General features: G+C 35.9%; 12 protein-coding genes. 5 read left to right on the plus strand and 7 right to left on the minus strand.

Annotated features, from left to right (window positions below):
* Positions 1–33: 33 nt before the first annotated feature.
* From EVJ47_05145 to EVJ47_05160, 4 genes are read left to right on the plus strand one after another with little or no spacing between them, the layout of a single operon-like run.
* On the plus strand, positions 34–2964 hold the full coding sequence (locus EVJ47_05145; GenBank protein ID RZD14558.1) for a response regulator: 2931 nt from the start codon (positions 34–36) through the stop codon (positions 2962–2964).
* A gap of 27 nt (positions 2965–2991) precedes the next feature.
* Positions 2992–3381, plus strand: coding sequence for a response regulator (locus EVJ47_05150; GenBank protein ID RZD14559.1), 390 nt, complete (start codon positions 2992–2994; stop codon positions 3379–3381).
* A gap of 3 nt (positions 3382–3384) precedes the next feature.
* Positions 3385–3837 (plus strand): acyl-CoA thioesterase, encoded by a 453-nt coding sequence (locus tag EVJ47_05155; protein ID RZD14560.1) that lies wholly within the window; start codon positions 3385–3387, stop codon positions 3835–3837.
* 8 nt (positions 3838–3845) lie between these two features.
* Positions 3846–4643, plus strand: a complete 798-nt coding sequence (locus EVJ47_05160) for a hypothetical protein (protein RZD14561.1) — start codon at positions 3846–3848, stop codon at positions 4641–4643.
* Positions 4644–4674: 31 nt separating this feature from the next.
* On the opposite strand, the gene cobD is transcribed toward EVJ47_05160, so the two are convergent.
* Positions 4675–5724, minus strand: coding sequence for a cobalamin biosynthesis protein CobD (cobD, locus tag EVJ47_05165; GenBank protein ID RZD14562.1), 1050 nt, complete (start codon positions 5722–5724; stop codon positions 4675–4677).
* Positions 5725–5811: 87 nt separating this feature from the next.
* Positions 5812–6510 (minus strand): Bax inhibitor-1/YccA family protein, encoded by a 699-nt coding sequence (locus tag EVJ47_05170; protein ID RZD14563.1) that lies wholly within the window; start codon positions 6508–6510, stop codon positions 5812–5814.
* Positions 6511–6798: 288 nt separating this feature from the next.
* Here EVJ47_05170 and EVJ47_05175 point away from each other — a divergent pair, with 288 nt between their 5' ends.
* The gene (locus tag EVJ47_05175; protein RZD14564.1) at positions 6799–7791 is read left to right on the plus strand and encodes a potassium channel protein; all 993 of its coding nucleotides are present in this window, start codon (positions 6799–6801) and stop codon (positions 7789–7791) included.
* 105 nt (positions 7792–7896) lie between these two features.
* Here EVJ47_05175 and EVJ47_05180 read toward each other — a convergent pair whose 3' ends face one another.
* From EVJ47_05180 to EVJ47_05200, 5 genes are all read right to left on the minus strand, one after another.
* Entirely contained in the window at positions 7897–10296 is a 2400-nt protein-coding gene (locus EVJ47_05180; protein RZD14565.1) for a hypothetical protein, read from the minus strand.
* A gap of 10 nt (positions 10297–10306) precedes the next feature.
* Complete coding sequence (locus tag EVJ47_05185; protein ID RZD14566.1) at positions 10307–10942, minus strand: tetratricopeptide repeat protein; 636 nt, start codon at positions 10940–10942, stop codon at positions 10307–10309.
* A 211-nt stretch (positions 10943–11153) separates the two neighbouring features.
* Positions 11154–11816 (minus strand): histidinol phosphate phosphatase domain-containing protein, encoded by a 663-nt coding sequence (locus EVJ47_05190; protein ID RZD14701.1) that lies wholly within the window; start codon positions 11814–11816, stop codon positions 11154–11156.
* A gap of 11 nt (positions 11817–11827) precedes the next feature.
* Positions 11828–13300 carry a tRNA (N6-isopentenyl adenosine(37)-C2)-methylthiotransferase MiaB gene (gene miaB, locus EVJ47_05195; GenBank protein ID RZD14567.1) on the minus strand — a complete coding sequence of 491 codons (1473 nt, stop codon included), beginning with the start codon at positions 13298–13300 and terminating at the stop codon, positions 11828–11830.
* 50 nt (positions 13301–13350) lie between these two features.
* Entirely contained in the window at positions 13351–13635 is a 285-nt protein-coding gene (locus tag EVJ47_05200; GenBank protein ID RZD14568.1) for an integration host factor subunit beta, read from the minus strand.
* Positions 13636–13661 lie beyond the last annotated feature (26 nt).

Raw genomic sequence — 13661 nt, forward strand, 5'->3', positions numbered from 1 at the left:
TTTCTGAAGAAAAATAATTTTATAAATGGTGTCATGGCAAAAATCCTGATTTACGGCGGGGGGAATGCCGCCAAGACAATGATCGACATGTTTGAAGGCGATAAAAATATCGATATTACCGCCTTGGTTGCCAGGGATTTAAATAAAGAGGGCGCAGTTTTTGCGAAGGAAAGGGGTATTAAATGCTTTTCAAGCATTAAAGAGGCGCTTAACGGCGGGCTTGACTTTAATATCATATTTAATTTAACAGGAAACCCGCGGTCATCTCTTCCAGAGCTTAAAGAGCTTGCGGACAACGGCGTAGAGATTATAAATTCCGTCAGCTCTAAGTTAATTTACGACCTTCTTTACGATAGACATAAAAGCCACATCGATAAAGAAATCATAATTAAGCAGTTAAGGGAGCAAAAAGCATATTTTCAAAATATTCTCGACGATTCTTTCGATATGATTATCGTTACCGATAAACACGGCAAGATTACCGAGTTTAATAAAGGCGGCGAAAAGATACTTGGATACTCCAAAAAGGAGATAATAGGCGGGAAGGCGAAGGATTTATATGTAAATCCGGAAGAAAGGGACGATATTCTTTCAAAGCTAAAAAAAGACCATTTCGTTGCAAATTATGAAACCGTCTTGCAAAGAAAAGATAAAAGTCTTGCGGATATATCCCTTACAATATCGCGCATTTTAAATAAAGACGGCGATATAATCGGAACAATCGGCATTTCTAAAGATATTACGGAAAAAAAGCTATACGAAGGGGAGCTTAAAGAACTTAACGAAAGCCTTGAAAACAAGGTTATGGAGAGGACAAAACAGATTGAGGAGAGCAATAAGGAGCTTGCCAGGGCAAACGAGCTTAAATCAAAATTTATCGCAAATATGTCGCACGAACTCAGAACCCCGCTCAATGCTATCATAGGCTATTCCGACCTTCTGGTGGAGTCGAAAGAGATTACCGATAAACATAAGCAATATATAAATAATATTCTTATTTCGGGAAAACATTTGCTTCAGCTTATAAACAACATATTAGATATAGCAAAAATCGAGGCGGGAAGATTTTCGTTGGAATACTCCATATTTTCATTAAAGAATGCGCTTGATGAAGTTATATCTGTTTTAAAATCCCTTGCAGACAAAAAGAGCATATCTCTTAATGTGAATTATGACTGTAGTTATGATTATAAAATATATGCCGATAGAATAAAATTCAAACAAATAATTTATAACTTATTAAGTAATGCAATCAAATTTTCTTTTGAAAATACCGAAATTAATGTTGCCTGCAAGAATATTCCGGGGACTTTCGACATTGATGCAGCCGCCAATTTTAAGCCTCGCAACAATAGCGGGTCAGCCGGAGATAAAATATTCGAATATTTCCAGATGGATGTTATAAATCACGGTATCGGCATTCCCGACAGCTTTAGAAAAAATATTTTTGAGGAATTTATTCAGGCCGACAACAATTATTCAAGGCAATATGAAGGCACCGGCCTCGGGCTTTCTTTGACAAAAAAAATAATTGAACTTCACGGCGGACATATACATTTTGAATCCACCCCGAATGAAACCACTAATTTTACATTTATAATTCCAAATATATTCGATGTTGAAGTAATACCGCTAAAACCTGCCGAACAGGAAGAAGCTCTAATAACAATAGATTCTAAGTCCTTTTTTAGGGATAACAATATTAAAAGAAACAAACCGCTGGTTCTTGTTGTGGAAGACGACAGGGCAACTTCGGAACTGTTCACAATCAATCTTGTAAATTCGGGGTATTCCGTTGCACATGCGTATGACGGCGTCGAGGCTGTCGAAAAAACTAAATCTTTAAAGCCGTTTGCCGTCCTTCTCGATATAATGATACCGAAAAAAGATGGGTGGGAGATTCTAAGCGAATTAAAATCGGATAGGGATACAAAAAACATACCTGTAATTATAACAAGCGTAATCGACAATAAAGATCTCGGATTTGCTCTGGGAGCTACCGACTACCTCATAAAGCCTATCGACAAAGAAACCTTGATTTATACGCTATCCCAGTTTACTCTTACTTCGAAAAGAAAAAGAAGGCAGGTAAATATTTTATTGATAGACGATGACCCCATCGTCCATAAAATGATAGAAAAAATCCTTGTCCCCGAAGGCTTTAATTTGCTTCACGCTTACAACGGCGAAGAGGGGCTTAAAATGGCGATAGAACTTAAACCGGATTTAATCCTCTTAGATTTAATTATGCCGGATATTGACGGATTTGAAGTTGCCGAGAACATTAAAAAGCACCCTATCTCTGCTCAAATTCCTATTTTTATTATAACTTCAAAGGATCTGTCCGTCGAGGAAAGATTAAGGCTTTCCGGCAACATCGAAAGAATAATCGGCAAAAAAGCCTTTTCAGCCGAGGAACTCAGCCGTTCGATAAGGGAACTGGAACTTATATATCCGCAAAAGGCGGGACTTTTTGATGAAATTACGGGACTGTTAGACCGTAACTACTTTAATATAAGGCTTGCTCAGGAGATTAGCAGGGCTAAAAGGTATAATATAGCATTCAGCGTGGTCTTTTTCGATATCGATAATTTTAAAGAGTATGCGGGGATAGTCGGTAATTTTCATTCCGATATAGCCCTTAAAAAGATTGCGGACACTCTAAAAAAATATTTAAGGGGTTCCGATGTAGTGGCGAGATTCGGATATGATGAATTTGCCCTTATACTTAACAATACTTTGAAAGAACCGGCAGCTTATGTTGCAAATCGATTTTGCTCCATTATCAGAGACTACCCGTTTTATAAAGAAGAGGAACTTAAGTCGAAAAAATTGACGGCTTCGTTTGTTGTTGCCTCGTTTCCGAAAGACGGAGATTCTCCTGAGGAACTTATTTCTAAAATCTACAATAGATTGTGCGATGTTAAAAATTCCGGCGGCGGCGCGGTAATCGAGGTAAGCTAATTTAAATAGTTTTACTAATTATGAATTATGGCTTCAAAAAATAACAGGCAACGCAACAAGATTCTTATTGTCGAAGACAATAGGATTAATATGGATCTTTTAATAGCGCTTCTTGAGCCTTTTAATTTTAACATAATAACGGCGCTCGATGGATACGAGGCTATAAAAAAAGCCGATGAAAATCCCGGACTGTCTTTAATTTTACTTGACATAGGTCTTCCGGGAATAGACGGCATCGAAGTATTTAAAAGGCTTAAATGTACGGACGCAGCGAAAAATGTGCCGGTTATTGCCGTTACGGCGCACGCTATGGCAGGCAACCGGGAACACCTTTTGTCGTTAGGTTTTAACGATTTTGTCGAAAAACCGATCGACAAAAACATACTTTATGAAAAAATTAGAGGTTATATAAAATAAAATTTGACTGACGATTTTAAATTTTACACAGAATTAGTAGTCCGATATGAAGAAACGGATGCGATGTCGGTTGTCTATTACGGCAATTACTTCATTTTCTTTGAAGTGGCGAGAACGGAATATCTTAAAAATATCGGCTATAACTATGTAAGCATAGAAAAGGACGGATTTTATTTTGTCGTTGCGGAATCTAACTGCAAATATTTTAGTCCGGCAAGATACGACGACGATTTAAAAGTTTTTGCAAAAATAGAATATGTTAAAAATTCGAGCTTTAATTTTTTATATAATATTGTTAAAAAAGGTAAAAATGAAAATGAAAATTCAAGCGAACAGGATGTAAATATAGCAAAAGGCAATACCGTTTTGGTCTGCGTGGACAATGTCGATTTCAGGCCGCGCAGAATTCCCGATTATCTTAGAAAAGCGATACAAAACTTTGAGGGTTTTGAATAGGGTTTTATATGAAGGACTACTATTCGATTTTAGAAATTCAGGAAAATGCCGGCGAAACATTAATTAAAAGCCAGTATAAAAGACTTGCATCCGTGTATCATCCGGATAAAAACCCAAATAACGCCGATAAATTTTTGGATTTGAACGAGGCTTACAGGACATTGATGAACCGTGCGCTCAGAGAATCCTACGATAAGGATTTTAAAGAATTTAATAATTTAAAAAAATACCGATCAGGGGATAAAATTATTCCTTATAGGACAAGGTTAAGGGATGGCGGAAATGTCAATATAGAGATAGATTTCACGGGCGATGTTATAAACTCAAAGGATGTGCAATTTATTACTAAAACTATACAATTGCAAAGGTATGTAAAATGTCCCGACTGCGGCGGAGAAGGCAGGGAAAGAGGCACGCTGAAGGCGGTATGTCCCCAATGTAACGGTTCCGGTACCGCTAAAAACCATAGTACAAAGATTAACGAGGTTTGTCAAAATTGCAATGGATACGGCGATATATTTTTATATAAATGCAAAATATGCAACGGTATGGGCAGAATAAAGGCATCCGAAGAAATTACGCTGGAATTTAAAAAGGATGATATATTAAATAGCGGCGCCGCGAACGGTAACGATAACGGCAATAAAATTATAATATTTAGCGGCAGGGGAGACGACGGAGTTTTTGGCGGAAAAAACGGGGACATGACGGTTTCGGTTAAGATTGACGATGATATTTTAAATAAGATAAATAACCGCGGTAATGGTTTTTTTATCAAGAGGTTATTTTCAAAAAAAATTAAATAATGTGCACAAATATTATCTATAGCATAAAATTCTAATGCAAGATTAATAACGACGCAGATGTCGAAATGTAAAAGATGAGAATAATAAGCGAAGCAAGTTCCATAATCCTTATCCCCCTTAAAATATCTTCCTTGCCCGCCCTGCCGTAATATTCGAATCCGATAACGGGTCTTTTGCTTATTTTTCCGCCGTAATAATTTATGCCGCCTAATTTTATCCTTAAAGAGCCTGCCATAACAGATTCAAGCTGGCCTGCATTTGGGCTTGGGTGTAAATTTTTAAATTTTTTCCACGACTTTAACGCATTTTTAATGTCATAATTTTTGCTAAAAACTCTCAAAATAACAACGGATAAAATCATAAAAAACGCCGTCAATCGAAACGGAATATAATTTAACATATCGTCAAGTTTAGCAGAAAACTTCCCAAACCGCATATACCTTTCATTTTTATAACCGACCAGCGAGTCCATAAGATTGGCAGTCTTATAAATTACCGCAGAGGTCAACGCAAAAACTAACGGGAAGCTCGCGCTCCAATTTCCTTCGCCGCTTTTAATCCACTGCCCAATCAAAAATCCGGCTGCTATATAAAAAAACACCGATCCGATGCCGTCCCCTGTATTTTCGGCAATGGATTCTATGGCAGCCCTTGAAATTTCGGACACATCGAGTGTCTCGCCGTCCCTTCCCGCAAGCGATATTAAATTTTTCCTTGCATCCGTTATGTTATTATCTTTCAGCTTATTATACACTTCCATAGCAGCGTGTTTTAAGCCACCGGTCGAGATAAAAGACGAAACGGCATAGATGAAAAAAGCATAAAACAGGTATATCGAGATTTTTACGATTATAAAACTTAAAATCATAAAAATGCCGGAAATTATTAAAAGAGTGGAAACATTAAAAATGAGTCCGGATAAAAAGTTCCCCGAAATTCCGTAAAAAACCCTTTCCGTTAAGCCGCTAATATATCCCATTAAGTTTACTATATGATAACGGTATTGTATTCCGCCGACAATTAAATATTCTAACAAAAAGGCGATAACGGGAAGCGATATAAAGATATAATAATTATACATAAATAACCTTTTTTAGTTTTAACGGAGGAGAACTTCGGGCAGGGGAGCATCTTAATAATAATGAATAATAATGAAGAGGATAAGAGGTTAATCCCTTCTTTGGCCGAACAGATTTAAAAGCATTAAAAAAAGGTTAATAAAGTCTAAATATAAAGTTAAAGCGCCCATAACGGTTTCCTTTCTTTCATCGAAAGAGCCGCTTAAATATAGCTGTTTAAGTTTTTGCATATCGTAGGCGGTTAAACCTAAAAATATAACAACTCCAAGTATTGATATAACATACATTAACATGGAACTATGAAGGAAAAAATTTACGAACATTGCGATTATAATTGCAAATAATCCCACCATCATAAAATTGCCCATTTCGGTTAAGTCTCTTTTGGTAGTATAACCTAAAAACGCCAGTAAGCCGAATGATGCGGCCGCAATAAAAAATACCTCGCCTATAGATTGATTTGTGTAAACCAAGAAAATAAAAGAAAATGTAATGCCGGTTAAGGCGGAATATAATAAAAATATTGCCTCGCTGACGGCGGCGGGAAGCTTGTTTATTCCAAACGATAATCCTAATACGGCGGCAAGTTGAAGCCCGATTAATAAATAAAACACTAAAACATGGGTATAAAGATAAAGGACTACGGGCTTGTCCATAGCAATAAGGTAAGAAATTACGCCTGTTATTGCAAGCCCTGAAGTCATCCATGTAAAAACGCCCCTGAAAAAATCGGACAAGCCTTCGGCCGCGTTTTCCCGCGTTCCCGTAATATCGTAATCGTAATTCATTTATTTTCTTTCCCCTTATTTATTATTTTATATGGTTATATTTTTCGCACATTTTTGTTTTAAAACGGCTTTAGTATAAATATTGTAAAATAAAAATGCGTCAAAATCAAGAAAATTTAATGTCATGTCATGCCGGCGGTCAGTCTGAAATGAAACTCGTTATGTGGTATAATAAATTGCATAATAATATATAAATTGTGCTTACCGCTTCTTGCAAATTAAATTAAACTGAATTAAATTAATGCAGATTAACTTTTTAAATTTAAAGAATGGTCCGGGTCTACAAGAATGTTTAATGTCCTTTTAAATTTTTTTCGTAAATTTAATATAATAACCTCAAAACATAAATCCGACATCTTGCGAATTCTTTTTATACTTGCAATTATTCTTTTAGCATTTGCATATCTTTTTAGTTACTATGAAAAGATTTCGTTTTTTAAATCCTTTTATTGGGCAGTCACCACTGCCACAACGGTAGGTTATGGAGATGTAACGCCGACTAATAATGCAGGCAGGGTTATTGCCATGGGGCTTATGATTGCGGGGATTGGCACTTTAGGACTGTTTTTAGCTACAATTTCGTCGATTATGTTTGATTTTAAAATCGGGAGGATATTTGGAACAATGGAAAGCCACTTTTTTAAAAATCATATAGTAATTCTGGGGTACAGCGATTTAATTAAATCCTCGTTAGACGGTATATTAAAAGAAGGCGAGAATGTAACATTAGTTGCAGAGATTGAAAAAGCCCCTACCGACAATACTAATTTAGTATTTATTAAAGGGAATATTACCGATGAAAATATTATAAAAAAAGCAAACCTTAAAAATGCAAAGATATGTATTATTTCCGATGAAGACGATTCAAAATCGTTAATAGCAGGGGTAGCGGTCAGGGCAGATGCCGGCTATAAAGATTTATATATAATCGCCCTGATTCATAAAAAAGAAATTGCAAAGGCACTAAAAGAAATAGGCGTAAACGAGGTGTTCGCATCCGGTTCATTTTCAAGTAAAGTCCTTACAAAGTCTATTAAATTTAGGGGCGCTTCTAAGTTCTTCGATCAGCTTCTGGATGAAAATTTTAAAGAAGGATTATTAGAAAGACCAGTCCCGCAAAATATTGCAGGCAAAGGTTTTTATGAAGCCATAAAATATTTTAAGGAAAAAAAGGGTGAAATAATCGTAGGGATAAAAAGAGAAAATAATATAATCATTAACCCTGACAACGCTTTTAGCCTTAAAATAGATGATAAAATTATTTTAATAGGTAAAAAATAAAAAACTTTCGTTTCATTCATCATTTTCAGTTTACATAATGTTCCTTATGGGACATAAACTAAAATAAACATAGTGCCAGAATTCAATTCTGGCACTATCACAAAATTACACGAGCCAGTTTATAATTTCGAAGTTTTTATCGGGAACCGTTGCCTCAAAATAACCGTTGACGGGAAAACGTTCTATTTCCTCGAGAAGATTGTTTTTATAAGTTAGAGTTACATAAAAATCGATTGGATTAAGCGGACTTACATTAAGGACCGAGATTGGGACCGACATCTCGAGAATGTTTTTAAAAACGGCCTTTATTCCATATTTTTGTTTCTGTAATAACTTATTGCTATTGTTATTAGTACCACCCTGCGTTCTTGCCGATACCGATAAAGCCGCCCCCGAATCTTTCTTATAAAATTCCAGATTTATTCCAAACTTTGCAGGGTTTATAAATTCTATTTTTAATATCTTATCCTGTAAATCCAAATCTTCCTTTTTTAAGAAATCGAATCTCATAAAAAAGGTAGTCTCATTAAATCCGTAAAAAAGTTTTCTTATAAATCTATCCGTATGAGCCATTGTCTTTCCTGCCAAAACACTCGGAAAATAAACTGCGCTCCCGAGCCACTCGAAATAATTGCCTATAAAGCCGTCTATTTTTGGATTTATAAAAGATACCATATCCAATCTCGGCCTGATCACCCTCTTTTCTTCGATTATAGGTATATAATAATCATCGGGGGGATTATCGTTTAAAAACTTATAAACATTTATAAGGTGTGTTCTGTACAACAGATCGTATTCTTCATCTATTCCCGATGTCCTGTCTTCTCCGTACCACCAGTTATAATCGCTGCCCTCGGCGATATAAATTTGCTCCCATGCCATTCTTAAACCACTGTCGTCAAATATTTTGTCCTGCTTTTGCTTCGGGTCATGTCCCTGAGCGTATGATTTCGACTTATCAATCAGATAATCTCTTGTTTTTGATAATAAATCCCATGCCTTATTGTCTTCGCTATCCCCGATCCATATTCTAAAGTTATGGTTAATCCATGAACCTGGATAAATGGTCGGGATATTATAAATCTTCGAGAAATCGAAATCTTGCGGGGATTTCCATTTAACATCGAGAAATTCACGAGTCTTGCCGCCGGCGTTTCCCTTTAGAGCATCCTCAGTATTTAGCGTTTTTTCCAGCTTTCTTAAATATCCGCTTACCGTCGCGGTATTTATTATCTGGGCGTTTTCTTCGCTTGATAACCCCTCGTAAAGATAATTAAAAAAGTCATAACCGTTATTTTTATAATATTCCCATGCATTTTCACCGTCTAATATTATCGGAATAACTGCTAAACCATTTTCATTATAATTTTGAAGACTTACTGCTATATTCTTAATGTTATTGATTAAGTCGTTGGCCGCTGTTTCGGGTTCATAGCTTGAGTATTTAAATCCAATTAAGTCGGAAAGTCCTTTATCCCTAAAAAACATATATAAATACTTGTTATCTCTTTTAACCGCGTACGGCCTATAAAGCAGTTTCCTGTTATTAAAATCGGCAAAGTTAAGTCCTATGGAGTTTGAAAGTATATCTTCATCGGTTGCTATCCACTTTATATTATTATCTATAAAAAGTTTTAAGGTTTTTTCGCTGACGCTTCCTTCGGACGGCCACATCCCATTTACTTTATAATTTAATTTTTCGCCGAAGTAATTTATCGCGCTTTTAATCTGGTAATCGGCGTCTTCGGGATGCCTGAACGGCTGCGGAAGTTTCAAATTTCCATGGAAGCCCGCAATACCGGTATCGCATAACAGGGGTAATATAGGGTGATAATAAGGGCTTGCGGAAAGCTCTATTTGACCTCCGTCCGCAAGTTCCGTTAATAAGGGAAATATCCTGCTTAATATCTCTGGTATCTTTTCGTTTATTAATTTATCCTTTTCTAATTCCGTAAAGTTTTTATCCTTATTTTTAAGTCCGGTAAGAAATTCATCCGAATTTATCGAAACAGGGTCTATCCACAGCATATTAAACAAAATGATTATATCTATATAATCCTGAGAGCTAAATAATTCTATTTTTTCTTCATCGCCAAGGGTTCCTCTTGCGCATGCATCTTTTAATGCATAATAAAGCTGCTTAAATCTTTTGCTTTTTTCTAAAAAGTTATTGCTCGATGCGCAAGCCGGAAAAAATTTTTCTATAATAAATAGTTTATCTTCTTCGGATAATTCGTATAATTTTTTGTTTGATATATTTAAGAATCTCTCTTTTTCGAGCGCATCCTTATAACCTTTATCATATTCATCCAATTGACCGATTAATGAAGGGGAATAATTAAATGTGGCGTGAACTTTTGGAAAATTTTTTAGGACAGCCCCCATAAAATAATAGTCTTTGGTTGCATGAAGCCTTGCCCACGGCATCAGTATCTCGCCTGTGAAATTATCTTTATAATAAGGCTGGTGAAAATGCCATAAAAATAATACATTTATAGGGTTCATCTATTCTATTTTATGAGTTGAGTTGAATAAGATTTTCTATGTATCCCCTATCCCCGGTTACGGCATCGTTTGTCAGCATTGTTTTATAAATTGCCACAGCCTTTTTGGGCTCTTTGATTTGAGTATAAAGAGATGCCTCCTCCAGCAGGGCATATTCCTGTAATTTAATATTATCGACCTTCGCCATATCGGAAAAATAAGTTATAGCATTATCGTAATTTTTTTGAAGCATGGAGGCAGCAGCCATGTTGCTGTAAGCTAAATAGGATAAGTTATTTGAATCAGGTTTGGGATAAATTTTAGTGTATTCGGTCAGATAAGATATTGCCCTTTTAAGGTTTCCGATTCTCATATAACTAAGTCCCAGATAAAACTTAGAAATCTTATATGCGTGTGTTCCGTTATATTTATTTTTAAGTCTTTTAAAATAGGAAACAGACCTGTTCAGAACTTTTTGGTTTTTACCGTTAAAAGACATATAAAGCCTTACGCCTTTCCATAGTAATTTATTGGCGTTCTCATTTCTTTTGTAATTATAATATCTGAAACCGAATATTCCTCCCGCTATTAAGACTATGATTACAAGACCTGCTATAAGCAATAGTTTGTTTCTAATAAAAAAGCCCTCGAAATCTATTCCATCCATAATAAAACCTTTTAACCCCTTTTTATTAAATAAATTAATTTAAAAATATATACGTATACGGCATAGATTCCTGCTTCCGCAGGAATGACTTTGCAGGTTTTTAAGTTTTCGCCCAACGGGCGTCATTCCCGCGAAAGCGGGAATCCAGTATTTATTATATGTTGAAACAGTTTTACCTGTTTCTATCGGCAATTTTGAGTATATACAGCCGTTATATTTTATATTTTTTTAACAAAGTCATTGCATTTTCTTTTAATTTGTCGAGTTCTTCCTTAGTCAATCCCGCTCCCAGTCCGACATTATTATATTTTGTTTCGTCTAAAATATCCGAAGGCGAATGGGCATCGCTCGAGATAATAAGTCCTGCCCCCAACTTTTTAGCTATATTGCTAATATGCCCGTTTGCGAGACAGTGCCCCTTTCTATACGAAAGTTCTAAATAAATGCCGTTTTTCTTTGCCAGTTTTACCTCGTCTTCCGTAATTAAACCTGGATGGGACAGTATATCGATATCCTCATTTAGCGCCGCTAAATTTGTTCCTTTTTCCACAGGTTCGCTGAGTGTTTCGCCGTGAACGACAACAATCGACGCGCCGGATTTTCTTGCGAGATTAACGGCGTCTTTTATAAGCGCGGGCGGAACATGGGTTATCTCTACGCCCGGCAGGACACTGAATTTATTATTATTCCGGTATAGCGAATTTATTTTTTCACAAATCTTTTTAATATTCGATAAATTAAGCTCTATATTAGAAAAATCGGCATGGTCGGTAATTGCAAGAGCGTATGCCCCTGAATATATAGCCCTTCTAATTAATTCGGCAGGAATAAGTTCCCCATCCGAGAAAATGGTGTGCGTGTGAAAATCCGCTATCATTATTTTATTTAAATAACCTCTCCGTAAAGCCTGTTATTTTCAATATATGTAATATCCGCAATTCTCTTGTCCCCTATCCGTAAATTTTTATATTTGTCTTTATTAACGATATATACCGTTCTATCGTTTAACCCTTCTCCTTTAAATAATATGCCGTTTTTAAATTCAGCTGAATTTTTTTCTTTATCTACGGCCAGAATCGTAACATCGAGCCGTTTACCCTTTAAATTATTTAAAATAGAACTAAAAACCTTCTTTTGCTTTTCGAAAACCATCCCAAGCCTTTCTTTTTTTTCCTTCAATGAGACATCGTCTTTAATTTTAAAAGCTTTAGTAAAAGGCCTCGGAGAATATTTAAATCCGAAAAGAAAATCGAACCCCGCCTCATCTATGAGGGAGAGCGTCATATTAAAGTCTTCTTTAGTTTCCGTTGGAAAACCGACTATTATATCGGTGGAGAAGGCGGCATCGGGGCATTTTTTTCTAAGTTTTTCTATAAGATTTAAATAATCCCGCCTGATATAACCCCTGTTCATAGCGGAAAGTATCCTATCCGAACCTGCTTGAACGGGAAGATGAATATTTTTTGAAATCTTATCGTTTGAAGCAATTAATTCTATTAATTTATCATTAAAATCCTTAGGATGGGATGTTAAAAATTTTATCTTTTTAATGCCGTCTATTTTTGTCAACGACTCAAGCATGTAGGAAAAATCTTTTTTATCGTCTTCGGGAGATAAATAAGAGTTCACATTTTGACCTAAAAGAAGAAGTTCTCTTACCCCTTTGTCCGCATATCTTTTTGCGCTGTTATATATTATTTCAAAAGGTATCGACCTTTCTTTTCCTCTTACAAACGGGACTATGCAATAGGAGCAAAAATTGTTGCACCCCTCGATAATCTTGATTGTTGCGAAGCCGCTATCTACCTTTTTATTATAAAAATATTCTTCGACTAAATTAAAATTTTGATAGTCGTCTTTTGCCGTTGCCTTAAATTCTTCCTTAAACCCTTTATCGTTTATATCGCCGTTATAATTCTTTTCGAAATTACCGGCAAGAATCTCCGGAATGGATAATATTTCATCGGGAGCAAAACAGTAATCTACTGGTATATCGGCATTATTAACGCTAACTCCGTTCTCTCTTTTTAGTTTAATCTGCCTTGCAAAGCAGCCGGTAAGAACTATTTTTTTATCGCCTTTTAATCTGCCAATCTCCGAGACGATTTTATGGTCGGCATTTTCTCTGACGCTGCAGGTATTAAGAATAACAATGTCGGCATCCCTAAGAGAGCCTGCTTTATCGAACCCGTTTTTTAAAAGACCGTCTTCGATTAAGCCTGAGTCATGAAAATTCATCTGGCAGCCGTAAGTTTTTATAAGAATCCTGTTTTTTTTAACGCCTTCCATAAAGTCCCAGCCCGCTTCGGCGATATTTTTGTCCACGAGCTCATCGAAGCATGCCTTTGATGTGGACAAAAATGCTATATAATAAATTTTTATATTCCATATTTTTATTTTTAAGAGGGCTAATCATTCTCATTAATAAGGTTGTTTTTGTAAATCTTGCTCATCTTAAAAAAGGGGGCTAATTTATTTTGAACTCCGATACTTTCTCCTGTTTTTGGGTTTCTCCCCGTATATGAATCGTACTCCTTGACGCTAAAGCTCCCGAAACCCCTGATTTCGACCCTTTTTTTCTGAATCAAAGCCTCTTTTATCGTATCGAGTATTGTATTTACAACAGCCCCTGATATTTTAACGGAGATATTATTTTCTTTTGCAAATTTTTCAATGAAATCAGCCTTATTCATTAAAACCCTCTCTAAAATTACCCTAC

The sequence above is a fragment of the Candidatus Acidulodesulfobacterium ferriphilum genome (assembly GCA_004195035.1).
GTDB lineage: Bacteria > SZUA-79 > SZUA-79 > Acidulodesulfobacterales > Acidulodesulfobacteraceae > Acidulodesulfobacterium > Acidulodesulfobacterium ferriphilum.